The organism is Nesterenkonia sandarakina (genome assembly GCF_003003175.1).
Classification (GTDB): Bacteria; Actinomycetota; Actinomycetes; order Actinomycetales; family Micrococcaceae; genus Nesterenkonia; species Nesterenkonia sandarakina_A.
In genome coordinates, this window is sequence record NZ_PVTY01000022.1 from 1 (window position 1) to 23959 (window position 23959).

The window sequence follows — 23959 nt, forward strand, 5'->3', positions numbered from 1 at the left end:
TCCCGGCGCAGGTCTTCGATGCGGGCGATGACTTCTGCGGGAGTCTGGGACGGGCTCTGAACGGGTCGAGAGGTTCGATCCTTGAGTCCTTCCTCGCCTTCGGCGAGGTACCGGGTGACCCAGGTGGTCACGGTGGGACGCGAGACTCGGAACTCCGCAGCGACGTGGGATTTGGGGATCCCGTCGCTCAGGTGACGAGTCACCATGCGCAGTCGTCCGGTCGGGGTCAGTGGTGCGTTAGCGTGGATCATGGGCGGGCTCTTCTCCTGCGGATGGGTTGTGTAGGAACTTCCATCCTGTGGCGGGGAGCCCGTTCCTCATCTCATCGACGCACCAGTGGCAAGAACCTCATGCCCCACAACACCTAGTCGGCCCCGGGGTGCGGCGTGCCGAACTGTCCACCTGATCAGGGCGGCACGATGCGAGATTCAATGCTCGGGCGCAGGCCCGGGTAAGCTGGTGCTGTCCTCGCCGAGGAGTCCGAGAAGACGCTTCGGAGGGGACAGCATGAGCGCCGGGGAGGCCCTGACCTCCTCGGTCCAGCCCGAATGGCGGAATCGGTAGACGCGCCGCACTCAAAATGCGGTACCACTGGTGTGTGGGTTCGAGTCCCACTTCGGGCACCAAGACGAAGACCGGCCCAGCACGGGGAGCATCCCCTCCGGGAGACACTCCCGGCACGGCGGTCAGGGACCAGAAGGAGAACGGTGAGCGAACAGACTCCGGGCACCGACGCCCACGAGACGGCCTCCCCAGCGGGCGGCACCGAAGCACCCCCCGCGGCTGCCGACGAACACCGGACCGCGCCGCGCCGCGTGCTCGTCGCCGAGGATGAGACGCTCATCCGGCTCGACATCGTCGAGATCCTCATCGGCGCCGGCTACGACGTCGTCGGCGAGGCCGACAACGGTGAACGCGCGGTGGAGCTGGCCCGGGAGACCGAGCCGGACCTGGTGGTGATGGACGTGAAGATGCCCATCATGGACGGGATCACCGCCGCGAAGCTCGTCGCCGAGGAGCGGATCGCCCCGGTGGTCATGCTCACCGCCTTCTCCCAGCGCGACCTGGTCGAATCGGCCCGCGAGGCCGGTGCCATGGCCTATGTGGTCAAGCCCTTCACCGAGAACGACCTGATCCCGGCCATCGAGGTCGCCATGGCGCGCTTCGACGAGATCCGGGCGCTGGAGGACGAGGTCACCTCGCTCGCGGACAAGTTCGAGACCCGCAAGCTGGTGGAGCGGGCCAAGTCCCTGCTCACCACCAAGATGGGGCTCACCGAGCCCGAGGCCTTCCGCTGGATCCAGAAGACCTCGATGGACCGCCGGCTCTCGATGCGTGAAGTCGCCGAGACCGTGGTCGACCAGATGACCGACTCCCCGCCGTACCTCAAGTAACCCCGCTCCGCCCCTCGACGCGTTGGTGGGGTCCGGGTGGTGGGGTCCAGCGTCGGCGGCTTCAGCCCCGCACGGTGAGGATCAGGGCGTCGCCCTGGCCGCCGCCGCCGCACAGGCCCGCGGCACCGGTGCCGCCGCCGCGGCGGGAGAGCTCCAGGGCCAGGTGCAGCACCAGGCGCGCCCCGGACATGCCCACCGGGTGGCCCAGCGCGATGGCGCCGCCGTTGACGTTGAGCCTGTCCTCCGAGAGGCCCAGCTTCCGCGCCGAGGCCACCCCCACGGCGGCGAACGCCTCATTGATCTCGACCAGATCCAGGGTCTCCGGGTCGATGCCCTGCTTCCTGCACGCCTCGCCGATCGCGTTCGCCGGCTGCAGCTGCAGCGAGGAGTCCGGGCCGGCGACCATGCCGTAGGCGCCGATCTCCGCCAGGGGAGTGAGGCCGAGCTCCTGGGCCTTCTCCGGGGTCGTGACGATGACGGCGCAGGCGCCGTCGGAGATCTGCGAGGACGACGCCGCGGTGATCGTGCCCGCCTTGTCGAAGGCCGGGCGCAGCCTGCCCAGGGATTCGGCCGTCATCCCGGCCCGGATTCCCTCATCGCGGCTGACCAGTTCCGGGTCGCCCCTGCGCTGAGGCACCTCCACGGCAGTGACCTCCGCGTCGAAGACGCCCTCATCCCAGGCCCGTGCGGCGCGTTCATGGGAGAGCGCCGCCACCCGGTCCTGCTCTTCCCGGGAGACCTCGGTGTCAGCGGTGTTGCAGGACTCGGTCAGGGCTCCCATGCTCTGCTGCGTGGCCTGATCGAACAATGCGTCATAGGCCATCGAATCCACCAGGGTGGCGTCCCCATAGGTGGTGCCCCTGCGTGAGCCCGGCAGCAGGTGCGGGGCGTTGGACATCGACTCCATGCCGCCGGCCACCACCAGCTCACACTCACCCGCGCGGATCAGCTGATCCGCATAGGCGATGGCGCTGAGCCCGGAAAGGCACACCTTGTTCACCGTGATCGCCGGGACACCGGCATCGATGCCAGCCCCCAGGGCCGCGGTCCGGGCCGGGTTCTGTCCCGCGCCGGCCTGGATCACCTGCCCCATGATCACGTAGTCGACCTGGTCGGGACGGACCCCGGTCTTCTCCAGGGCGCTGCGGATCGCAACGGACCCGAGCTGGGCCGCGGTGAGGGAGGAGAGCCCGCCCATCAGCTTGCCGATCGGGGTGCGGCTTCCTCCGAGGATCACGGAACCGGGTGCCATGGGTGCTCCTTCATGCTGTGGTCGACTCAATGTGTTCTGCATCATACGTAGTCTGCAGGGTTCAGTCCGGCTCGGCGCCGGTGGGGCTGCGCGGCTCGACGCCGGAGGCTCAGTGCAGCTCGACGCCGGTGGCGTCGCGCACCTGCTCCTCGCTCACCCCCGGGGCGGTCTCCACCAGCCGCAGGTGCGCGGCGGACTCGCCGCGCACTACGTCGATCACGGCCAGATCGGTGATGATCCGGTCCACCACGGCCTTGCCGGTCAGCGGCAGGGTGCAGGCCGGCAGGATCTTCGGGGAGCCGTCCTTGGCCACATGCTCCATCAGGCAGATGACCCGCTCCGCGCCGTGGACCAGGTCCATGGCGCCGCCCATGCCCTTGACCATCTTGCCGGGCACCATCCAGTTGGCGAGGTCGCCGTTCTGCGCCACCTGCATGCCCCCGAGCACGGCGACGTCGATCTTGCCGCCGCGGATCATGCCGAAGCTGGTGGAGGAGTCGAAGAAGGCCGCCCCGGGAAGGACCGTGACCGTCTCCTTGCCGGCATTGATCAGGTCCGGGTCCACCGAATCCTCGGTGGGGTAGGGGCCCACGCCGAGGATCCCGTTCTCGGACTGGAGCACCACGGTGCCCTCGGCCGGGATGTGGTTCGGGATCAGGGTCGGCATGCCGATGCCGAGGTTCACGTAGGCGCCGTCGGGGAGCTCGGCGGCGGCGCGGGCGGCCATCTGGTCGCGGGTCCAGCCCGCGTTGATCTCGGTAATCATGTCGTGGTCACTCCTTCTCGTCGCTGCGGACGGTGCGCTTCTCGATGGGCTTGTCGATCTCCGCGCGGACCTCCACGATCCGGTGCACGTAGACCCCGGGGAGGTGGACCGCGTCGGGGTCGATCTCCCCGGGCTCCACGAGCTCCTCCACCTGGGCGATGCAGACCCGGCCCGCCATCGCGGCGTCGGGGCTGAACTGCCGGGCGGCCTTGTTGAACACCAGGTTGCCGTGCCGGTCGCCGCGCTGGGCGTGGACCAGGGCGAAGTCGGCGACGATGGACTCCTCCAGGACGAAGTCGAGCTCCCGGCCGTCGTGGAGGGTGAAGGGACGGACCTCCTTGGGCGCGGACTCCTTCGCCACGCCGCCGGAGCCGTCATAGGTCATCGGGATGCCGCCCTCGGCGACCTGCGTGCCCACGCCGGAGCGGGTGTAGAACGCCGGGATCCCGGCGCCGCCGGCGCGCATCTTCTCCGCGAGAGTGCCCTGCGGGACCAGCTCCAGCTCGCCCTCCAGGTACTGGCGGGCGAACTCCTTGTTCTCACCCACATAGGAGGAGGTCATCTTCGCGATCCGGCGTGCCGCGAGCAGGACGCCCAGGCCCCAGCCGTCCACGCCGCAGTTGTTGGACGCCACGGAGAGCCCGGAGGCGCCCTGCTCCAGCAGCGCCTCGATGAGCTGGATCGGATTGCCGGAGAGGCCGAAGCCTCCGACGGCGAGCGAGGCTCCGTCAGGGATGTCGGCGACGGCATCGGCGGCGGTCGCGACGGTCTTGTCGATGGTCATGGGCCCTCCTCAGGGACTTGTGGTGCTCTGCTGCGCGGCTGGTGGACTGGTGGAGTCTCTGTGTGGTGGTCGGCTCAGCTCGCGGTCCAGCCTCCGTCGATGGCGTAGGAGGTGCCGGTCACCATGCCCGCGGCGTCGGAGGCCAGCCAGCTGGCCAGGGAGGCCACCTCTGCGGGCTCCACCAGCCGCTTCACCGCGGACTCGGTCAGCATGATCTTCTCGATCACCTGGTCCTCGTCGATGCCGTGGATCCGGGCCTGGTCTGCGATCTGCTTCTCCACCAGCGGTGTGCGCACATAGGCGGGGTTGATGCAGTTCGACGTCACGCCGTGCTCGGCGCCCTCCAGTGCCGTGACCTTGGAGAGCCCCTTCCAGCGCATGCTTGGCGGTCACGTAGGCGGACTTATAGGGACTGGCCCGCAGTCCGTGGACCGAGGAGATGTTGAGGATCCGGCCGAAGCCGCGTTCGTACATCCCCGGCAGGGCGGCGCGGATCAGCAGGAACGGGGACTCCACCATCAGCCGGTGCATGAACCGCCAGGCCTCGAGGTCGAACTCGTGCAGCGGAGCGACCCGCTGGATGCCGGCGTTGTTGACCAGGATGTCCGCGTCGAGGACCCCGGTCTCCGCGGTGAGCTCCTCCAGGGCGGTGGTCTCAGCGAGATCCACCGTCCAGGCGGTCCCTCCGATCTCGGCCGCGAGAGCGTCGGCGGCGTCGCCGTCGCGGTCGCAGACCGTCACGTGGGCTCCGGCGGCGGCGAAGGCCCGCACGCAGGCCGCGCCGATGCCGGAGGCTTCGCCGGTGACGACGGCGCGGCGGCCGCTGAGCGCATCGGCCGGGATCGTCGAGCTGCGCGTGGTGTGGGGGTTCATCATGCTCCTTCAGAAGCGTCGGTGGGGGAACGAGTCGGGTGGAGCGGCCACGGAGACGGCCGGCCGGGCGAGGTGGGGATCAGAATCCGCCGACGGCGGAGACGAGAGCGATCAGCGCCACGACCACCAGCACCGGGATGACGAGCGTCACCATGCCGATGTCCTTATAGGACTGACGATGGGTGAGGCCACAGACGATCAGCAGGGTGACGACGGCGCCGGAGTGGGGCAGCGTGTCCAGGCCGCCAGCCGCCATGGCGGTCAGCCGGTGCATCATCTCCAGGCTGATGCCTTCGTCCTCGGCCATGGTGCGCAGGTCGGCGCCCAGGGCGTTCAGCGCGATCGTCATGCCTCCGGAGGAGGAGCCGGTCAGCCCGGCGGTGATCGAGGTCGTGACCACAGAGGTCACGAGCGCGTTGGCGCCCATGCCGAAGACCGAATCGCGGATCACGGCGAAGGCGGCCACCGAGGCGACGACGGCGCCGTAGCCGACCTCGGAGGCGGTGGAGAAGATCGGCAGCATCGAGCGCTTGACGCCGTCGTTGAATCCGACCTTCAGGGTGCTCCACTGGCCGAAGTTCATCGCGACGATGAGTCCGATGGCGGCCAGGATGCCCACGACCACGGCCCACAGTCCAGCGCGGGAGTCGTAGGTGGTGGCGCCGAAGGTGTCCTCCTGCAGGTAGGACCAGTCCAGGGCCGGGAAGATCAGCAGGGTGCAGGCGAAGTTCACCGCGAAGACGGTGAGCAGCGGCAGGAAGGGAACGAGGCGGTTGGGCGGTGCGATCATGGTGGTGATCGTGGAGCCGTCGTCGGAGGATCCTCCGATGACCTTTTCGGACTCCACGGACTCGAAGTGCTCGCCCTTGGCGATCAGGCTGCGGCGTCGGTGCTCCAGCCACAGCATGCCGAGGCTGAAGATCAGAATTCCGCCGAGGATGCCAACTCCTGGTCCGGCGTAGGCGTCGGTGCCGAAGAACGGTCCAGGAATGATGTTCTGCACCTGCGGGGATCCGGGCAGGGCGGTCATGGTGAAGGTGAAGATGCCCAGGGCGATGGTGCCGGGATCAGCCGGCGCGGGATGTCGGCCACGCGGAACAGCTCGCGGGCCAGCGGATACATCACGAACGCGACCACGAAGAGGCTGATCCCGCCGTAGGTCATCAGTGCCGAGGTGATCACGGTGGCGGCGATGGCTCGGCGGCTTCCGATCCATCCGGTCACGGTGCGCGCGATCGACTCGGCGTATCCGGTCACGGTCATCAGGATCCCGAAGATCGCCCCGACCAGGAAGACCGGGAACCAGCTGCCCACGAAGCCGGCCATGGCTGGCATGAAGATCTCGGTGTAGGAGGCGAGGATCGGTGCCCCGGAAAACAGCACGCAGACGACGGCGGCGACGGGAGCGGCCAGGATCACCGGCACGCCGCGATAGGCGAGGGTGATGAGCAGCAGCAGGGACACGATGATGCCAAAGATGGCCAGAATCATGGAGGTCTCCTCATGGAGGGTGGTGAGCGAGTGACGACCGTCACGGCGTCGTAGACCAGCATGCGCGCCCGAATGTGACGTGGGCTACATCCATTCGTTCAACGCTGGAGCACCTGTTTCGTAGCTGGCTACGAAGGCAGATTGTGGGGGAGTGTGCCGCGATGAGCGGCCAGCGCCCAGGACAGCTCGACGAGCGTGTCCAGGTCCCCGAGATCCGACCCGGTGATCTCCTGGAATCGCTGCAGCCGGTAGCGCAGCGTGTTGACGTGCACCGGAATGCTGCGGGCGGCCAGCGGGATGTTGAGCCGATGGCGCAGGTAGGCGTCCATGGACTCGAGCAGGTGCTCGCCGAATTCGCCGGCCTCGACCAGCGGCTGCAGGTGACGCTGCTGGAGCAGCGCGGTCACCTCGGGGGTGGCGTGGATCCCGGCCCGCCAGGAGAGGCGCTCCAGGTCCACCATCCCGGTCTGCCCCACGGCCGCGGCGCCGCGCAGGGCCGTGGAGGCGCACTCGAAGGATCGTGGCAGCTCCTCCAGGGTCACCGCCGGACCGAGGCCGATGGTCAGCTGCTCCGGTTCCGAGTTCAGCGGGGGCTCGCCGATCAGGATGCCCATCAGCGTGCTGGCCCGCACCGCGGTGAGCACCCGGATCCCGGCCTGCTCGGCCCAGTCGTGGAGCAGCCGCTGGCGGTCGAGGTCTGCCTCCGGATGCGAGTCTGCGGCGAGCGCCCGCAGCGGTGCGGCGGTGGGGACGTCGTAGAGCGTGGCGCCGCGCGCCAGCTCGGTCGGCTCCATCCAGGTCGCGACCGCATCGCCGATCCAGGCGGCTCGCCGGGTGGAGTCGGCCAGGGCGCGGGAGATGTCCTTGTCCCGGTAGACGATGACCGCGCGGGCGGAGAACGCGTCCCCCAGCGCCCAGAGCAGGGTGGAGGAGGTCAGAACCTGGTCTGCGGGGATGCCATGGTCCGGGGCGTGGTCCAGCAGTCGGTGCAGGATCACGGACATGCAGGCGCGGAAGCCGGCGAGCACGCTTCCCACGGGCACTCCCTGGGCGTGCCGCTCGGAGGCCAGGGCGTCGGCCTCGGCGACGTCGTCGCGGGAGGGCTCGAAGCCGGCGCGGACGGTGCTGATGCTCAGCGCGATGTTGCGCCGCACGGACGCTTCCAGGGCGGCGGTGGGGACGTCGTCGTAGCCGGGCACGGTGGCGCGGATGTTCTCGATGGTCTCCTTCAGGATGCTGCCGTCCTCCTCGAGGGTCGCCAGCAGCTGGTCCCAGGCGGCCCCGGCAGGGCGCTCATCCGCTGGCATGGGGGTCACGATACCGCCGCCTCCGGCCTGGCTCCTGCCAGTTCCGCGTCGTCGCTCCGTGCCCGGCGAGCCGCGGCGTTCTGGACGCCGCCGCTGAGCTGGGGTCAGAGCTCGAAGTAGAACCGGTGGTGCGTCGCGCAGCCGGGGTTGAACCCGGCTCCGCAGTGTGCGCAGGCCTGGGCGAGCAGGTATTCGGCGATGCTGAACCGTTCCCGGCAGACCCCGCAGAGCAGCGCCAGCTCCTCGCGGCGGGCCTGAGGCCAGCGGCTGATCGGGTGCGCCTCGGCCTCCCGGTGACATTGAAGGCACGGATACCAGCGGTCGCAGCAGAAGAACCTGATCGCCACGACGTCCAGCGGTCCGGCGTAATGCCGGCACCGGGTCTGCTCATCCACCACGGCCCCGCGAATCTGCACCTCATCCATGTGTCCCAGGCTATCCACTCCCGGGGCCTCAGCCCCTCAATGCAGTGGGGTATCGCCATCGCTCCACCCCAGTGGAATTCTGCATCGTGAGACGGGCGGCGGTGCGGGTGCGCCGGGACACGTTCTCAGGCATAGAATCCAAAGCATGGCTGAGCACACCGCAGAGACCCCCGAGAACACCCCTGACATCGTCCAGGGCAAGGCACCCTTCACCCCGCCCAAGGCGGTCACCGGACCCTCGATCCCGGAGAAGCCGCGCAGCTGGGAGGTCACCGACGGCTACACCCGCGCCCCCGCGCGCGGCATGCTCCGCGCCGTCGGCATGGGCGACGACGACTTCGGCAAGGCGCAGATCGGCATCGCCAGCTCCTGGAACGAGATCACCCCCTGCAACCTCTCGCTGGACCGCCTGGCCAAGGCGTCCAAGGAAGGCGTGCACGCCGGCGGCGGCTACCCGCTGGAGTTCGGCACCATCTCGGTCTCCGACGGCATCTCCATGGGCCACGAGGGCATGCACTACTCGCTGGTCTCCCGCGAGGTCATCGCGGACTCGGTCGAGACCGTCATCCAGGCCGAGCGCCTCGACGGTTCGGTGCTGCTCGCCGGCTGTGACAAGTCCCTGCCCGGCATGCTCATGGCCGCGGCCCGGCTCAACCTCTCCAGCGTGTTCCTCTACGCCGGCTCGATCATGCCCGGCGTCGCCCGCTTCGCCGACGGCACCGAGAAGCAGGTCACCCTGATCGACGCCTTCGAAGGTGTGGGTGCCTGCGCCCGCGGCACCATCAGCGAGGCCGACCTCGACGTCATCGAGCGCGCCATCTGCCCCGGCGAAGGCGCCTGCGGCGGCATGTACACCGCCAACACCATGGCCTGCATCGGCGAGGCGCTGGGCATGTCGCTTCCCGGCTCCGCCGCCCCGCCCTCGGCGGACCGCCGCCGCGACCACTACGCACACAAGTCCGGCGAGGCCGTGGTGGAGCTGCTCCGCAAGGGCATCACCACCGGGGACATCCTCACCAAGAAGGCCTTCGAGAACGCCATCGCGGTGACCATGGCCTTCGGCGGCTCCACCAACGCGGTGCTGCACCTGCTGGCCATCGCCCGCGAGGCCGGGGTCGAGCTCGAGCTCGAAGACTTCAACCGCATCGGCGACAAGGTGCCCCACCTCGGTGACCTCAAGCCCTTCGGCCAGTACGTGATGGCCGACGTCGACCGGGTCGGGGGAGTGCCGGTGGTCATGCGCGCCCTGCTCGACGCCGGCCTGATCCACGGCGACGCGCTCACCGTCACCGGCAAGACCGTGGCCGAGAACCTCGAATCGATCAACCCGCCGGACATCGACGGCAAGATCATCCGCGCCCTGAACGACCCGATGCACCCCAACGGCGGCATCGCGGTGCTCCACGGCTCGCTCGCCCCCGAGGGGGCCGTGGTGAAGTCCGCCGGCTTCGACGCCGAGGTCTTCGAAGGCACCGCCCGGGTGTTCGAGCGCGAGCAGCAGGCGCTCAAGGCCCTGAAGGAGGGCAAGATCCAGGCCGGCGACGTCGTCGTCATCCGGTATGAAGGCCCCAAGGGCGGACCCGGCATGCGCGAGATGCTCGCCATCACCGGGGCGATCAAGGGCGCCGGGCTGGGCAAAGACGTGCTGCTGATCACCGACGGCCGCTTCTCCGGAGGCACCACCGGCCTGTGCATCGGCCACATCGCCCCCGAAGCGGTCGACGGCGGGCCCATCGCCTTCGTCGCCGACGGTGACCTCATCCGGGTCGACATCGCCGGGCGCAGCATCGAGCTGGTCGTGGACGCCGCCGAGTTCGCCACCCGGCAGCAGGACTGGACCCCGCTGCCGCCGTTCATCACCACCGGTGTGCTCGGCAAATACGCCAAGCTGGTCCGCTCCGCCGCAGAGGGTGCCTACTGCGGCTGAGCCGGTCAGGATCAGGGTCGGCAGACCGGATTTCCACGATGTGAGACGGGCATCCGGGATGTTGACACTGATCACAGGCCAGGGAAGCATGGACGCCATGCGTCAACTACTAGCGGTAGTACCCGTAACCGCCGCCGGGGGACCTGTGAAGTGATTCACACGCCTCAGGTCGGCCGCTCGTCCGCCTCACCCGAGGCGGCCGAATGGTTGAACTGGAGCTGACGCATCCGCTCACCCCGGCATGAAGGCCCCACAGGCTTTTCAGCCGGGGTTTTCTCTTGACCGGAGTGGATCCGCGACGGATCAGAGACTTCTTGGATCAATTCGGGAACCAGAGACTGAGGAAAAGATGAGCAATCCGACAGCCACGAGCCCAGCCATGCTGGCCTCGAAAGCATCCAGCAGCGCCGCTGGGACCACCGTGGACCCCCGACTGTACGGCCCCGGCCGCACCGTCGCCCCGGTAGAGGTCACAGGCTCGCAGTCCATCATTCGCAGCCTCGAAGAGCTGGGTGTGACAGACGTCTTCGGCATCCCCGGCGGAGCGATCCTGCCCACCTATGACCCGCTGATGGACTCCGACCAGGTCAACCACATCCTGGTCCGCCATGAGCAGGGCGCCGGACACGCCGCCCAGGGCTACGCCATGGTCACCGGTGAGGTCGGGGTCTGCATCGCCACCTCCGGCCCCGGCGCCACCAACCTGGTCACCCCGATGGCCGACGCCCACATGGACTCCGTGCCGATGGTCGCGATCACCGGGCAGGTCAACGCCAACGTGATCGGCACCGACGCGTTCCAGGAGGCCGACATCGTCGGGATCTCCACCCCGATCACCAAGCACTCCTTCCTGGTCACCGACGCCGACCAGATCCCCAAGGTGATGGCCGAGGCGTTCCACCTGGCCTCCACCGGCCGGCCCGGTCCGGTCCTGGTGGACGTCACCAAGTCCGCCCAGGTCGCGAAGACCACCTTCTCCTGGCCGCCGAAGATCGAGCTCAACGGCTACCGTCCGGTCACACGCGGGCACTCCAAGCAGATCCGCGAGGCCGCGAAGCTGATCCAGGCCGCCTCCCGCCCGGTGTTCTACATCGGCGGCGGCATGATCAAGGCCAACGCCTCCGAGGAGTTCCACGCCCTGGCCGAGACCGTCGGCGCCCCGGTGGTCACCACCCTGATGGCCCGCGGCGCGTTCCCGGACTCCCACGAGCAGAACCTGGGCATGCCCGGGATGCACGGCACGGTCTCCGCCGTCGCCGCGCTGCAGCGCTCGGACCTGCTGATCACCCTCGGCGCGCGCTTCGACGACCGGGTCACCGGGCAGCTGGAGACCTTCGCCCCGGACGCGAAGGTCATCCACGCCGACATCGACCCGGCCGAGATCTCCAAGAACCGCGCGGCCGATGTGCCGATCGTCGGCTCGCTCAAGGAGATCGTCCCCGAGCTCGGCTTCGCCTTCGACGCGCTGGTCGCCAAGCACGGCCGCACCGACATCAGCGGCTGGTGGAAGCAGCTCAACCGCTTCCGCGAGACCTACCCGCTGGGCTACGCCACCCCCGAGGACGGCAAGATCGCCCCGCAGCAGGTCATCGAGAAGATCAACCAGGCCTCCGGCCCCGAAGCCGTCTACGTGGCCGGCGTCGGACAGCACCAGATGTGGTCCGCCCAGTTCGTGAAGTACGAACGGCCCCGGCAGTGGCTGAACTCCGGCGGCCTGGGCACCATGGGCTACTCGGTGCCCGCCGCCATGGGTGCCCAGGTGGGCAACCCGGACCGGGTGGTCTGGGCCATCGACGGCGACGGCTGCTTCCAGATGACCAACCAGGAGCTCGCCACCTGCGCGATCAACAAGATCCCGATCAAGGTCGCGGTGATCAACAACTCCTCGCTGGGCATGGTCCGGCAGTGGCAGACGCTCTTCTACGAGTCCCGCTACTCCAACACCCATCTGAACACCTCGGTCACCGCGGAGGGCGGCGAGGTCGTGCGGATCCCGGACTTCGTCAAGCTCGCCGAGGCCTATGGCTGTGTCGGGCTGCGCTGCGAGCGTCCCGAGGACATCGACGCCGTCATCGCCGAGGCCATGGCGATCAACGACCGCCCGGTGGTCATCGACTTCGTGGTCTCGCGTGATTCGATGGTCTGGCCGATGGTCCCTGCAGGGGTCTCCAACAGCGACATCCAGTTCGCGCACAACCTGACCCCGCAGTGGGACGAGGAGGACTGACATATGGGCACTCATGACATCGTCGCGCCCGAGCAGCGCCGCACCCTCTCGGTCCTTGTCGAGGACGTCCCCGGCGTGCTGACCAAGGTCTCCGGGCTCTTCGCCCGACGCGCCTTCAACATCCACTCCCTGGCGGTGGGCCCCTCCGAGCTGCCCGGGCTGAGCCGGATCACCGTGGTGGTCGACGCCGACTCGAAGCTGCTCGAGCAGATCACCAAACAGCTGAACAAGCTGATCAATGTCATCAAGATCATCGAGCTGGCACCGGAGAACTCGGTCCAGCGCGAACACCTGCTGATCAAGGTCAAGGCTGATGCGCCCACCCGTCTGCAGGTCACCCAGGCCGTCGAGCTCTTCCGCGCCAAGATCGTGGACGTCTCCGTGGACTCGCTCACCGTCGAGGCCACCGGCGCACCTGACAAGCTCAATGCTCTTCTGGAGGTCCTGGAGCCCTTCGGAGTCCGCGAGATCGTGCGTTCCGGCACCCTCGCGATCTCCCGCGGCGCGAAGTCCATGACGGACAAGGCCCTGCGCTGACCATCTGAGAACCACCTTCAGCACCACTGACCTGTTACCCAATCCCCAACATGAGGAGACCTCACTGTGACTGATCTCTATTACGACGACGACGCCGACCTGTCCGTGCTCAGCGGCAAGAAGGTCGCTGTCATCGGCTACGGATCCCAGGGCCATGCCCACGCACTGTCGCTGCGCGACTCAGGCGTCGACGTCGTCGTCGGTCTGAAGGCTGACTCCAGCTCCAAGGCCAAGGCCGAAGAGCAGGGCCTGACCGTGAAGACCGTCGCCGAGGCATCCGCCGAGGCCGACGTCATCATGATCCTGGTCCCGGACCAGCACCAGGCCGCGGTGTACTCCGCCGAGATCGCCCCGCACCTGGTGCCCGGCAACGTGCTGCTGTTCTCCCACGGCTTCAACATCCGCTTCGGCTACATCGAAGCCCCCACCGAGGTCGGCGTCGCGATGGTCGCCCCGAAGGGACCGGGCCACGTGGTCCGCCGCGAGTACGAGGCAGGCCGCGGCGTCCCCGCGCTGATCGCCGTGGAGCAGGACCCCTCCGGCGAGGCCAAGTCCATCGCCCTGGCCTACGCCAAGGGCATCGGCGGCACCCGCGCCGGCGTCATCGAGACCACCTTCACCGAAGAGACCGAGACCGACCTCTTCGGCGAGCAGGCAGTCCTCTGCGGCGGCGCCTCCCAGCTGGTGCAGTACGGCTTCGAGACCCTCACCGAGGCAGGCTACAAGCCCGAGATCGCCTACTTCGAGGTGCTCCACGAGCTCAAGCTGATCGTCGACCTGATGGTCGAGGGCGGCCTGACCAAGCAGCGCTGGTCCATCTCCGACACCGCCGAGTTCGGCGACTACGTCTCCGGCCCCCGCGTGATCTCCCCGGAGGTCAAGGAGAACATGAAGGCCGTTCTCGCCGACATCCAGTCCGGAGCCTTCGCGAAGCGCTTCATGGATGATCAGCGCGACGGCGGCAAGGAGTTCAACGAGCTCCGCAAGAAGAACGAGTCGCACCCGATCGAGTCCACCGGGCGCGAGCTGCGCAAGCTCTTCTCCTGGATCCCGCAGGATGACGACTACACCGAGGGCACGACCGCTCGATGAGTGATCACGGTGAGCGGGGCGGGCTGTCACAGGCCCGCCCCGCTCACCGTCTTCGCGTGACCAGACCATCTCAGATAAGCGCACCGAGCAGAAGAAGGACATTGTGAGCACTCACCGCCCCGTCGTCGTACTTGCCGAAGAACTCTCACCCGCCACCGTCGAGGCGCTGGGCCCGGACTTCGAGATCCGCCAGTCCGACGGAACCGACCGGGAACGGCTCTTCGCCGATCTCGCCGACGCGGACGCGATCATGGTCCGCTCCGCCACCCAGGTCGACGCCGAGGTGCTCTCCCACGCCAAGCAGCTCAAGGTCGTCGCCCGGGCCGGCGTGGGGCTGGACAATGTCGACATCAAGGCCGCCACCGCGGCCGGCGTGATGGTCGTGAACGCCCCGACCTCCAACATCACCTCCGCGGCGGAGCTCACCTGCGCCCACATCCTGGGCCTGGCCCGGCACATCTCCCCGGCGCACCAGGCGCTGCGCGACGGCGCCTGGAAGCGTTCGAAGTACTCCGGCATGGAGCTCGCGGAGAAGACCCTCGGCGTGATCGGCCTGGGCCGCATCGGCGGTCTCGTGGCCGAGCGGATGAAGGCCTTCGACATGGACGTCATCGCCTACGACCCCTACGTGACCTCGGCCCGAGCCCACCAGCTCGGCGCCCAGCTGGTCACCCTGGACGAGCTCTACGCGAAGTCCGACGTGATCACCATCCACATGCCCAAGACCCCCGAGACCTTAGGGATGCTCAACACCGAGGCCTTCGCGAAGATGAAGGACACCGCGTTCGTGGTCAACGTCGCCCGCGGCGGCCTGATCGACGAGGCCGACCTGGAGCAGGCGCTGGCCGCAGGCACCATCGGCGGCGCCGCAGTGGACGTCTTCGCCACCGAGCCCTCCACCGACCTGCCCTTCTTCACCCGCGAGAACGTGGTCGTCACCCCGCACCTGGGCGCCTCCACCGCCGAGGCGCAGGAGAAGGCCGGCGTCTCCGTGGCGAAGTCGGTCCGCCTGGCCCTGGCCGGCGAGCTGGTCCCCGACGCGGTCAACGTCGCCGGCGGCGCCATCGACGAGCTGGTCCGCCCCGGCATCCCGCTGATCGAGAAGCTCGGCCGGATCCTCAACGCCCTGGCCACCGACGCCTTCACCGACATCGAGACCGAGGCCGCCGGCGAGATCGCCGAGCTCAACGTCTCCGCGCTGCAGCTGGCCGCGCTCAAGGGCCTGTTCACCGACGTCGTCTCCGAGCAGGTCTCCTACGTCAACGCCCCGGTGCTCGCCGAGCAGCGCGGGATCTCCACCCGGCTGACCACCACCACCGAGGTCGAGGACTACCGCAACGCGCTCACCGTGCGCGGCGCCACCAGCTCCGGGACCAACCTCGAGGTCCGCGGCACCCTCACCGGGCCCAAGCAGATCCAGAAGATCGTCGGGATCAACGGCTACGACCTCGAGATCGCGCTCACCGAGCACCTGGTCGTGCTCGAATACGCCGACCGCCCCGGCGTCGTCGGCGCGCTCGGTCGGATCCTGGGGGAGCACCAGGTCAACATCGCCGGCATGCAGGTCTCGCAGAACACCAAGGAGGGCCGCGCACTGGCGGTCCTGGCCATCGACGCCGCCCTTCCCACCGGTGTGCTGGACACGATCAACGCCGAGGTCCAGGCCAACCTGGCCGCCGAGGTCGACCTCGAAGACTGATCTTTCCGCTCCACACTCCCGGCTGACCCCGGTGCAGGTCTGAGTCCCAGACCGGCACCGGGGTCAGCTGTGTCACCGGTGGTGTCACCGCCGGCATCACTGGGGCATCACTGCCATGTCACTGCGGTTGGCAACCACGTGGGGTAAATTCCTAGGGTGACTTCTTCCAAGCCCCCGTTCTACATCACCACTGCGATCTCCTATCCCAATGGGACGCCGCATATCGGCCACGCCTACGAGTACATCGCCTCCGACGCGATGGCGCGCTTCAAGCGCCTCGACGGACACGAGACCTACTTCCTCACCGGCACCGATGAGCACGGGCAGAAGATGCAGCAGTCCGCGGAGAAGGAGGGCATCTCCCCGCGCGAGCTGGCCACCCGGAACTCCGCGGAGTTCAAGCGGGTCGACGACGAGGTCCTGGGGATCTCCTATGACCGCTTCATCCGCACCACGGATGAGGACCACTACGCCGCGTCCACCGCCATCTGGCGCCGCATGGTCGAGGCCGGGGACATCTACCTGGACAAGTACGCCGGCTGGTACTCCGTGCGCGACGAGCGCTTCTTCACCGCCGATGAGACCGAGGTCCGCGCCGACGGCGAGCGCTACGCCACCGAGACCGGCACCCCGGTGACCTGGACCGAAGAGGAGTCCTACTTCTTCCGGCTCTCGAAGTACCAGCAGCCGCTGCTCGACTTCTACTCGGCGAACCCCGACTTCGGGGGACCGCGCACCCGCTTCAACGAGGTCATCCGCTTCGTGGAGTCAGGTCTCGACGACCTCTCCATCTCGCGGACCACCTTCGACTGGGGCGTGCCGGTGCCCAAGGACCTCACCGCGGGAGAGACCAGCCTCGACCACGTGATGTACGTCTGGGTGGACGCGCTGACCAACTACCTCACCGGCGTCGGATTCCCCGACACCGAGTCGGAGAGCTTCAGGAAGTTCTGGCCCGCCGACGTCCACGTCATCGGCAAGGACATCTCCCGGTTCCACTGCATCTTCTGGCCCGCGTTCCTGATGAGCGCCCGTCTCGAGCTGCCCAAACGGGTGATGATCCACGGCTTCCTGCACAACGCCGGGGAGAAGATGTCCAAGTCCGTGGGCAACGTCGTCGCCCCCTCCGCCTGGGTTCAGGAGTACGGGCTCGACGCCGTGCGGTTCTTCCTGCTGCGCGAGTTCCCCTTCGGCCAGGACGGCTCCTACACCCACGAGGCGGTGCTGGGTCGGAAGAACTCCGACCTCGCGAACAACCTGGGCAACCTCGCCCAGCGGTCGCTCTCGATGGTGGTGAAGAACTGCGAGGGGATGATCCCGCAGCCAGGCGAGCGCACCGCCGCCGACCGTCGGATCCTGGCCCAGTCCGATGAGCTGCTGGAGATCAGCCGCGAGGCCTACGACATGCAGGACTTCCACCGCGCCCTGGAGCGCACCTGGTTCGTGCTGGGGGAGGCCAACGCCTACTTCGCCGAGCAGGAGCCCTGGAAGCTGAAGAAGACCGACCTCTCCCGGATGAACACGGTGCTCTACGTGACCGCCGAGGTGGTCCGCAAGGTCGCGCTGCTCGCGCAGCCGGTCATGCCGGACTCCGCCACGAAGCTGCTGGACGCGCTGAACGTGGAGACTAGAGGCGACGCCGGCCGGACCAACGCCTCCGGGGCCGGTCCGCGCAGCTTCGAGGCATTCCACACCGAGCTGGTGCCGGGCACCCCGCTGGAGAAGCCCACACCGATCTTCCCCCGCCACGAGGAGAAGACCGACTGAACAGGGACGATCCAGTCTGAGCAGGGAACACCCCCGGCCGCGTGCGGAGGAACCCGCCCCGCGCGGCCGGGGTCTCAGATGTTGAGAGCCTGCCTCGCTCACCCGGTCCGCTCGGTGCCCAGCGCATAGAGTGACGACATGGCTCAGAACACATTCGACATTGCAGTAATCGGCGGCGACGGCATCGGACCCGAGGTGGTCGCGGAGGCCCGCAAGGTGCTCGACGCGGCGCTGGCCTCGGAGAGCGCCGAGTTCACCTACACCGAGTACTCGCTGGGCGCCGAGCACTGGCTCAGCACCGGGGAGACCCTCACCGAGGAGACGCTGCAGGCGCTGCGCGGGCACGACGCGATCCTCTTCGGCGCCGTGGGCGCCGATCCGCTGGACACCCGCGTGCCCTCAGGCATCATCGAGCGTGAGCTGCTGCTGGGTCTGCGCTTCAACCTCGACCACTGCGTGAACCTGCGTCCCACCCGCTCCTACCCCGGGGTCGTCTCCCCGCTGCGCGGCGTGGACGAGGAGAACCCGATCGACTTCGTCGTCGTGCGCGAGGGCACCGAGGGTCCCTACGCCGGCAACGGCGGGCTGCTGCGCCGGGGCACCGACGCGGAGATCGCCACCGAGGTCTCGGTCAACACCGCCTACGGCGTCCGCCGAGTGGTCGAGGACGCCTTCGTCCGCGCCCAGGCCCGGGACAAGCACCTCACCCTGGTGCACAAGAACAACGTGCTCACCTACTCCGGGGACCTCTGGACCCGCACGACGGCGGCCGTGGCCGAGTCCTTCCCCGACGTCCGGTGGGACTACCTGCACGTGGACGCGGCCACCATCCACATGGTCAACAACCCGCAGCGCTTCGACGTGATCGTCACCGACAACCTCTTCGGCGACATCCTCACCGACCTGGCCCCCGCCATCACCGGCGGCATCGGCCTGGCCGCCTCGGCCTCGATCAACACCGCCGGCACCGCGCCGTCGATGTTTGAACCGGTGCACGGCTCCGCGCCGGACATCGCCGGCAAGGCGATCGCCGATCCCACCGCCGCAGTGCTCTCCGCCGCGCTAATGCTCGATCACCTGGGCCTCGGCGAGGCCGCGGCCCGGGTCGAGTCGGCGGTCCACGCGCAGCTGAGCCAGTGGGCGCAGGACGGCACCACCGGTCTGAGCACCGGCCAGCGCGGCGACGCCTTCGTGGCGCGCCTGACCAGCTGAGCCGCCGCTCCGGCTGACTCGCCGCTGCCGCGCAGGCGTCCCTCTCGCGAGAACGCCACTGCTGGGCGGCTGTGCCGCTGTGCTGCACCGAGCGGCGCGGGGAGCGAGTCTCGTAGAGTAGGGCACGAGACTCGCTCCCGGCGCACCCGCCCGTGCACATCTGAAAGGTCACCATGACGTTCCATCACACCCCCCATCCCTCGCCCACCACAGCCGATCGGCTGCAGGAGATCCTGGCGAACCCGGGATTCGGGGCCCACTTCACCGACCACACCTCGGTGATCGACTGGACGTCTGAGGGCGGCTGGGGCAACGCCCGGGTGGAGCCCTACGGCCCGATCACCCTGGACCCGGCGGCCGCGGTGCTGCACTACGCCCAGGAGATCTTCGAAGGCATGAAGGCCTACCGCCACGCCGACGGCGGGATCTACACCTTCCGTCCGCTGGAGAACGCCAAGCGGCTCAACCGCTCGGCCGTGCGGATGGCGCTGCCCGAGCTCCCCGAGGGACTCTTCATCGAATCCCTGGAGGAGCTGGTCCAGACCGACAAGGACTGGGTCCCCGACGGCGACGGCGAGGCGCTCTACCTCCGGCCCTTCATGTTCGCCTCCGAGGCGTTCCTCGGCGTCCGGGCCGCCCGTGAGGTCTCCTACCGGGTCATCGCGTCCCCGGCCGGGAACTACTTCGGCGGCGAGCTCAAGCCGGTGCGCATCTGGGTCTCTCGCGACTACATCCGCGCGGCCCCCGGCGGCACCGGAGCGGCCAAGACCGGCGGCAACTACGCCGGCTCCCTGGCCGCCCAGCAGCAGGCCACCGCCAAGGGCTGCGACCAGGTGCTCTTCCTGGACCCGATGCGAGAGAACGCCATCGAGGAGCTCGGCGGCATGAACGTCTTCCTGGTGACCGCCGACAACACGCTGATCACCCCGGCGCTGACCGGCACGATCCTCGAGGGCATCACCCGCGCCTCGGTGATCCAGCTGGCCAAGGACCGCGGCATGGAGGTCCAGGAGCGCCTGGTCACCCTGGAGGAGTGGGACGCCGGGATCACCGACGGCAGCATCACCGAGGCCTTCGCCTGCGGCACCGCCGCGGTCATCACCCCGATCGGGGAGCTGCTGGACGGGGAGCGCAGCATCGCCTCCGCCGGCACCGGAGAGGTCACCCTCTCGATCCGCGAGGAGCTGCTGGGGATCCAGACCGGGACCGTCGAGGATCGCCACGGCTGGATGCACCGCCTCGCCTGAGCCGCTGTGCCGCTGTGCCGCTGTGCCGCTGAGCCTCCGGACAGCTGGTCCGCCGGAGAACTGAACACGACAAGAACGTGCAATGCGCGTGGGCGATAGAGTTGGCCCATGCGCATTGCACGTTTTGTCACGGACGCCGAACCCTCCTACGGTCTTGTCACCGGGGGAGAGGGCGAAGAAACCATCATCCAGCTCAACGGAGACCCGTTCTATCAGGGGATCCAGCAGACCGAGACCACCCACCGCCTCGAAGACGTCCGGCTGGTCGCCCCGATCATCCCCCGCTCGAAGGTGATCGGCGTCGGCCGCAACTACGCGGACCACGTCAAGGAGATGGGCGGCGAGACCCCGGTCTCCCCGCTGCTGTTCCTGATCCCCAACACCGCGGTGGTGGGCCCCAACGAGCCGGTCACGATGCCCTCCTTCTCCGAGGAGATCAGCTACGAGACCGAGCTCGCCGTCGTCATCGGGCGCATCTGCAAGGATGTGCCGGTGGACCGGGTCGAAGAGGTCATCTTCGGCTACACCGTCGCCAACGACCTCACCGCCCGCGACGCCCAGCGCACCGACGGCCAGTGGGCCCGCGCCAAGGGCTTCGACGGCTCCACACCGCTGGGTCCCTGGATCGAGACCGACCTCGAGCCCGAGGGCCTGCGGATCTCCGGCCGACTCAACGGCGAGACCGTCCAGGACGGCTCCACCTCCGAGATGATCTTCGGCGTGGCCGAGCTCATCGCCTACATCTCCCAGGCCTTCACCCTGCTCCCCGGAGACGTCATCCTCACCGGCACTCCGGCCGGCGTCGGACTGCTCAGCCCCGGAGACCGCTTCGAAGCGGACATCGAAGGCATCGGCACACTCGTCAACCACTTCAGGAACTGATTCCCCGCTATGACAGTCACCACTGCACCGTCCACCCAGATCCCCGCGGTGGACCCCTCCACCCCGGTCCGCGTCCGGTTCTGCCCCTCGCCCACCGGCACCCCGCACGTCGGGCTGATCCGCACCGCCCTGTTCAACTGGGCCTACGCCCGGCACACCGGCGGCAAGATGATCTTCCGGATCGAAGACACCGACACCGCCCGGGACTCTGAGGAGTCCTACCAGCAGCTGCTCGAGGCGCTGCGCTGGCTCGGCATCGACTGGGACGAGGGCGCCGAGACCGGCGGCCCGCACGCCCCCTACCGGCAGTCCCAGCGCGGCGAGTTCTACGCCGAGGTGCTGGCGAAGCTGCTCGAGGCCGGATTCATCTACGAGGCCTTCTCCACCCCGGAGGAGGTCGAGGCGCGCCACCAGGCCGCCGGCCGGGACCCGAAGCTGGGCTACGACGGCTTCGACCGCACGCTCAGCCAGGACCAGATCGACGCGTACCGGGCCGAGGGCCGGGAACCGGTGCTGCGCTTCCGGATGCCCGATGAGGACATCAGCTTCACCGACGCCGTGCGCGGAGAGATCACCTTCGGCGCCGGCTCCACCCCCGACTTCGTCGTGGCCCGCGCCAACGGGCAGCCGCTCTACACACTGGTCAACCCGGTGGACGACGCCGCCATGGAGATCACCCATGTGCTGCGCGGCGAGGATCTGCTCTCCTCCACGCCACGCCAGGTGGCCCTGTACCGGGCGCTGCACGCCGTGGGCGTGGCCAAGCACATGCCGGTCTTCGGACACCTGCCCTATGTCATGGGAGAGGGGAACAAGAAGCTCTCGAAGCGGGACCCGGAGTCGAACCTCTTCCACCACCGTGACCGCGGCTTCATCCCCGAGGGACTGCTGAACTACCTCGCCCTGCTGGGCTGGTCGCTCTCGGCCGACGAGGACATCTTCACCGTGGAGCAGCTGATCGAGCACTTCGACATCTCCGATGTGCTGGCGAACCCGGCGCGGTTTGACGTGAAGAAGGCCGAGGCCATCAACGGCACCCATATCCGTCTCCTGGAGGCCGCGGACTTCCGTGACCGCCTGATCCCTTACCTGCAGGCCAGGGGTCTGCTGGGGGAGCAGCTGACGCCTGAGCAGGCCGTGCTGCTCGACGGCGCGGCCCCGCTGGTCCAGGAGCGCATCGCGCTGCTGGACGAGGGTGCCGACATGATGGCGTTCCTCTTCACCGACGACGCCGACCTCACCATCGAGGACAAGGCCTTCAGCGGACTGGGTGATCAGGTCTTCGAGACCCTGGACGCCTCGATCGCGGCGCTCACCGACATCGACGACGTCCGGTGGAACACCGAGGTGATCGAGGCCGCGCTGCGCGAGGCCCTGCTGGAGGGACTCGAGCTCAAGCCGCGCAAGGCCTTCGGGTCGGTCCGCTCGGCGATCTCCGGACGCCGGGTCTCCCCGCCGTTGTTCGAATCCATGGAGCTGCTGGGTCGCGAGTCCTCGCTGAACCGGCTGCGTCGATTCCGAGAGCTCTTCGCCGCCCGCGGCTGATCTGCCTCACCCACCGGTGGCGCCCGCCTCATTTTGTGCTTGGGCGCCACCCGTGTGTATAGTTATCTCCCGTTGCTCCGCGCGGAAAACTTCGCTGAAGCAGCCGCGTTGACAAGCAAATAGTGGGCTATGGTGTAATTGGCAACACAGCGGTTTCTGGTACCGTCGTTCTAGGTTCGAGTCCTAGTAGCCCAGCGAAGACCCTTATGTGGTCTTTGACACAGCAACACCGGCCCTCGGCGACGGGGGCCACAGCTATGGAATACGGCCCCATCGTATAGCGGCCTAGTACGCTGCCCTCTCACGGCGGTAACGCGGGTTCGAATCCCGCTGGGGTCACGGTCGTCTGGCCCCCGAGCTCTCCGGAGCGCGGGGGACTGGCATTCCACAATGCAGAATCCTTCCGGCTTTCCGGGAGGCAAAAATTCATAAGGCCCCATCGTATAGCGGCCTAGTACGCTGCCCTCTCACGGCGGTAACGCGGGTTCGAATCCCGCTGGGGTCACCATTGCCAAGATGTTTAGACAAAATTTTTTGGAGTCTGAAGCAACTGCGAGTTGATCGCAACGCCCGTCCCCCTGTGGGGCGGGCGTTTTGCGTTCTGCGGACTGAGTCTTGCCGAACTGGCGTTCAGCGTCGGATTCTGGGGAGTTACTGCCGAGTAGCACATCAAACGGGGCCTCGAGCTGAGCTTCTAGGTAGTGCTCACTGAGCTCATCGACGTGAACCAGGATCTTCTGAAAGAACGTCTGGTTCAACTGTCGCTTCAGGCGGTCCGGTGCTGTTCGATAGGTTGACGCCATGTCCCTCGCGAGATCCAGAGCGAGTGACAGAATCTCCGCGTTCTCTTGCGAGTCCTCTTGAGCAGCTTCTAGGCGGCGTTTAACTGCGCCTTCCTCCCGGTGGAGCTCCTGTTGTTTCTTCTTCATGAGTTCTAGTGAGATTGCGTCCTGGAAGTGCGCTTCCAGGAGCTTTTCCTGCTGCCGCTGGATCTTTCGAAGGTTCTGCTCCAGCTGATCGCGCTCTAGCTTGGTGTCGCGCTGAAGACCGCCAAGACCGTCTTCGAGAGCTTTTCGGAGCGTCCGTTCGTATTCTGGGCGCAACTGGATACGGTCGTAGATTCCCGCCACCTCGTCCTGAAGCGCCTCAGGTTTGATGCCGCATCTTTTTAAGCTGAAAGGATGTAGCTATGCCTCGTCGAATCGATCCCGCTCTGAAGGAGCGCGCCGTCCGATTGGTCCTCGATCACCAGTCCGAATACTCCTCCCGCACCGCCGCAGTTGAGGTCATCTCCAAGCAGGTCGGTGTCGGCCGAGATACGCTCCGGCGATGGGTGCGTCAGCACCAGATCGACCACGGCGCCCGCGAAGGTGTCAGCACCGATGAGAACACCGAGCTCAAGCAGCTGCGCATGGAGAACCGTCGGTTGAAAGAGACCAACGAGATCCTGCGCAGGGCCTCAATTTTCTTCGCGGGGGAACTCGACCCCCGCAGCCGCTGATCCTGGCGTTCATCGAGGAACTCCGAGGCCA

General features: G+C 67.9%; 20 protein-coding genes, 4 tRNA genes and 1 pseudogene. 16 read left to right on the top strand and 9 right to left on the bottom strand.

The annotated features are described in order from the left end of the window. Positions 1-251 (bottom strand): helix-turn-helix domain-containing protein (locus tag BCL67_RS13585; protein ID WP_146131176.1); only part of this gene is annotated, 251 nt, incomplete at its 3' end. Between the two features lie 291 nt (positions 252-542). On the opposite strand from BCL67_RS13585, the gene BCL67_RS13590 reads away from it, so the two are divergent. Next, positions 543-626: transfer RNA gene (locus tag BCL67_RS13590), tRNA-Leu, on the top strand. 81 nt (positions 627-707) lie between these two features. Then, the gene (locus tag BCL67_RS13595; protein ID WP_181256028.1) at positions 708-1394 is read left to right on the top strand and encodes an ANTAR domain-containing response regulator; all 687 of its coding nucleotides are present in this window, start codon (positions 708-710) and stop codon (positions 1392-1394) included. 61 nt (positions 1395-1455) lie between these two features. On the opposite strand, the gene BCL67_RS13600 is transcribed toward BCL67_RS13595, so the two are convergent. From BCL67_RS13600 to BCL67_RS13635, 8 genes and pseudogenes are all read right to left on the bottom strand, one after another. Continuing rightward, complete coding sequence (locus BCL67_RS13600) at positions 1456-2646, bottom strand: acetyl-CoA C-acetyltransferase (protein WP_106123968.1); 1191 nt, start codon at positions 2644-2646, stop codon at positions 1456-1458. A 109-nt stretch (positions 2647-2755) separates the two neighbouring features. Continuing rightward, the gene (locus BCL67_RS13605) at positions 2756-3412 is read right to left on the bottom strand and encodes a 3-oxoacid CoA-transferase subunit B (RefSeq protein WP_106123969.1); all 657 of its coding nucleotides are present in this window, start codon (positions 3410-3412) and stop codon (positions 2756-2758) included. Positions 3413-3419: 7 nt separating this feature from the next. Continuing rightward, on the bottom strand, positions 3420-4196 hold the full coding sequence (locus BCL67_RS13610) for a CoA transferase subunit A (protein WP_106123970.1): 777 nt from the start codon (positions 4194-4196) through the stop codon (positions 3420-3422). 74 nt (positions 4197-4270) lie between these two features. Continuing rightward, positions 4271-5069: pseudogene (locus BCL67_RS13615) on the bottom strand (3-hydroxybutyrate dehydrogenase). A gap of 79 nt (positions 5070-5148) precedes the next feature. Beyond that, positions 5149-6099 (bottom strand): GntP family permease, encoded by a 951-nt coding sequence (locus BCL67_RS13620; RefSeq protein WP_106123971.1) that lies wholly within the window; start codon positions 6097-6099, stop codon positions 5149-5151. Then, positions 6096-6560 (bottom strand): GntT/GntP/DsdX family permease, encoded by a 465-nt coding sequence (locus tag BCL67_RS15850; protein WP_106123972.1) that lies wholly within the window; start codon positions 6558-6560, stop codon positions 6096-6098. Before BCL67_RS15850 ends, BCL67_RS13620 begins: the two co-directional genes overlap by 4 nt. Positions 6561-6688: 128 nt before the next feature. Next, a complete protein-coding gene (locus BCL67_RS13630) occupies positions 6689-7867 on the bottom strand; it encodes a PucR family transcriptional regulator (RefSeq protein ID WP_106123973.1) in 1179 nt (392 codons plus the stop codon). A 104-nt stretch (positions 7868-7971) separates the two neighbouring features. Further along, on the bottom strand, positions 7972-8292 hold the full coding sequence (locus BCL67_RS13635) for a CHY zinc finger protein (RefSeq protein ID WP_181256029.1): 321 nt from the start codon (positions 8290-8292) through the stop codon (positions 7972-7974). Between the two features lie 145 nt (positions 8293-8437). Between BCL67_RS13635 and ilvD the strand changes: the two genes are divergently transcribed. From ilvD to BCL67_RS13705, 14 genes are all read left to right on the top strand, one after another. Continuing rightward, positions 8438-10219 carry a dihydroxy-acid dehydratase gene (ilvD, locus tag BCL67_RS13640; RefSeq protein WP_106123974.1) on the top strand — a complete coding sequence of 594 codons (1782 nt, stop codon included), beginning with the start codon at positions 8438-8440 and terminating at the stop codon, positions 10217-10219. Between the two features lie 349 nt (positions 10220-10568). Next, positions 10569-12446 (top strand): acetolactate synthase large subunit, encoded by a 1878-nt coding sequence (locus BCL67_RS13645; protein WP_106123975.1) that lies wholly within the window; start codon positions 10569-10571, stop codon positions 12444-12446. 3 nt (positions 12447-12449) lie between these two features. Next, a complete protein-coding gene (gene ilvN, locus BCL67_RS13650; protein WP_106123976.1) occupies positions 12450-12983 on the top strand; it encodes an acetolactate synthase small subunit in 534 nt (177 codons plus the stop codon). A gap of 66 nt (positions 12984-13049) precedes the next feature. Continuing rightward, a complete protein-coding gene (ilvC, locus tag BCL67_RS13655) occupies positions 13050-14075 on the top strand; it encodes a ketol-acid reductoisomerase (protein ID WP_106123977.1) in 1026 nt (341 codons plus the stop codon). Between the two features lie 103 nt (positions 14076-14178). Continuing rightward, positions 14179-15774, top strand: coding sequence for a phosphoglycerate dehydrogenase (gene serA, locus BCL67_RS13660; RefSeq protein WP_106123978.1), 1596 nt, complete (start codon positions 14179-14181; stop codon positions 15772-15774). 156 nt (positions 15775-15930) lie between these two features. Continuing rightward, positions 15931-17541 (top strand): methionine--tRNA ligase, encoded by a 1611-nt coding sequence (metG, locus tag BCL67_RS13665; protein WP_106123979.1) that lies wholly within the window; start codon positions 15931-15933, stop codon positions 17539-17541. A 138-nt stretch (positions 17542-17679) separates the two neighbouring features. Then, positions 17680-18753, top strand: coding sequence for a 3-isopropylmalate dehydrogenase (locus BCL67_RS13670; protein ID WP_106123980.1), 1074 nt, complete (start codon positions 17680-17682; stop codon positions 18751-18753). Positions 18754-18926: 173 nt separating this feature from the next. Next, entirely contained in the window at positions 18927-20000 is a 1074-nt protein-coding gene (locus tag BCL67_RS13675) for a branched-chain amino acid aminotransferase (protein ID WP_106123981.1), read from the top strand. 108 nt (positions 20001-20108) lie between these two features. Continuing rightward, positions 20109-20882, top strand: a complete 774-nt coding sequence (locus BCL67_RS13680; RefSeq protein WP_106123982.1) for a fumarylacetoacetate hydrolase family protein — start codon at positions 20109-20111, stop codon at positions 20880-20882. A 9-nt stretch (positions 20883-20891) separates the two neighbouring features. Next, positions 20892-22427 carry a glutamate--tRNA ligase gene (gltX, locus tag BCL67_RS13685; protein WP_106123983.1) on the top strand — a complete coding sequence of 512 codons (1536 nt, stop codon included), beginning with the start codon at positions 20892-20894 and terminating at the stop codon, positions 22425-22427. 123 nt (positions 22428-22550) lie between these two features. Further along, positions 22551-22622 (top strand) — tRNA-Gln (locus BCL67_RS13690). 71 nt (positions 22623-22693) lie between these two features. Continuing rightward, positions 22694-22766 (top strand) — tRNA-Glu (locus BCL67_RS13695). Positions 22767-22859: 93 nt separating this feature from the next. Continuing rightward, a tRNA-Glu gene (locus BCL67_RS13700) sits at positions 22860-22935 on the top strand. Positions 22936-23616: 681 nt separating this feature from the next. Further along, positions 23617-23928, top strand: a complete 312-nt coding sequence (locus tag BCL67_RS13705) for a transposase (protein ID WP_106123984.1) — start codon at positions 23617-23619, stop codon at positions 23926-23928. The last annotated feature ends 31 nt before the right edge of the window (positions 23929-23959 follow it).

What these genes read in the sequence shown, in the direction of transcription:
- BCL67_RS13675 (WP_106123981.1), top strand. Translation starts at nt 18,927, where the DNA reads ATGACGTTCCATCACACCCCCCATCCCTCGCCCACCACAGCCGATCGG.
- BCL67_RS13680 (WP_106123982.1), top strand. Translation starts at nt 20,109, where the DNA reads ATGCGCATTGCACGTTTTGTCACGGACGCCGAACCCTCCTACGGTCTT.
- BCL67_RS13610 (WP_106123970.1), bottom strand. Translation starts at nt 4,196, where the DNA reads ATGACCATCGACAAGACCGTCGCGACCGCCGCCGATGCCGTCGCCGAC.
- BCL67_RS13635 (WP_181256029.1), bottom strand. Translation starts at nt 8,292, where the DNA reads ATGGATGAGGTGCAGATTCGCGGGGCCGTGGTGGATGAGCAGACCCGG.
- ilvN (WP_106123976.1), top strand. Translation starts at nt 12,450, where the DNA reads ATGGGCACTCATGACATCGTCGCGCCCGAGCAGCGCCGCACCCTCTCG.
- BCL67_RS13705 (WP_106123984.1), top strand. Translation starts at nt 23,617, where the DNA reads ATGCCTCGTCGAATCGATCCCGCTCTGAAGGAGCGCGCCGTCCGATTG.
- BCL67_RS13670 (WP_106123980.1), top strand. Translation starts at nt 17,680, where the DNA reads ATGGCTCAGAACACATTCGACATTGCAGTAATCGGCGGCGACGGCATC.
- BCL67_RS13630 (WP_106123973.1), bottom strand. Translation starts at nt 7,867, where the DNA reads ATGCCAGCGGATGAGCGCCCTGCCGGGGCCGCCTGGGACCAGCTGCTG.
- gltX (WP_106123983.1), top strand. Translation starts at nt 20,892, where the DNA reads ATGACAGTCACCACTGCACCGTCCACCCAGATCCCCGCGGTGGACCCC.
- ilvD (WP_106123974.1), top strand. Translation starts at nt 8,438, where the DNA reads ATGGCTGAGCACACCGCAGAGACCCCCGAGAACACCCCTGACATCGTC.
- BCL67_RS13645 (WP_106123975.1), top strand. Translation starts at nt 10,569, where the DNA reads ATGAGCAATCCGACAGCCACGAGCCCAGCCATGCTGGCCTCGAAAGCA.
- BCL67_RS13605 (WP_106123969.1), bottom strand. Translation starts at nt 3,412, where the DNA reads ATGATTACCGAGATCAACGCGGGCTGGACCCGCGACCAGATGGCCGCC.
- BCL67_RS13620 (WP_106123971.1), bottom strand. Translation starts at nt 6,099, where the DNA reads ATGACCGCCCTGCCCGGATCCCCGCAGGTGCAGAACATCATTCCTGGA.
- BCL67_RS15850 (WP_106123972.1), bottom strand. Translation starts at nt 6,560, where the DNA reads ATGATTCTGGCCATCTTTGGCATCATCGTGTCCCTGCTGCTGCTCATC.
- BCL67_RS13600 (WP_106123968.1), bottom strand. Translation starts at nt 2,646, where the DNA reads ATGGCACCCGGTTCCGTGATCCTCGGAGGAAGCCGCACCCCGATCGGC.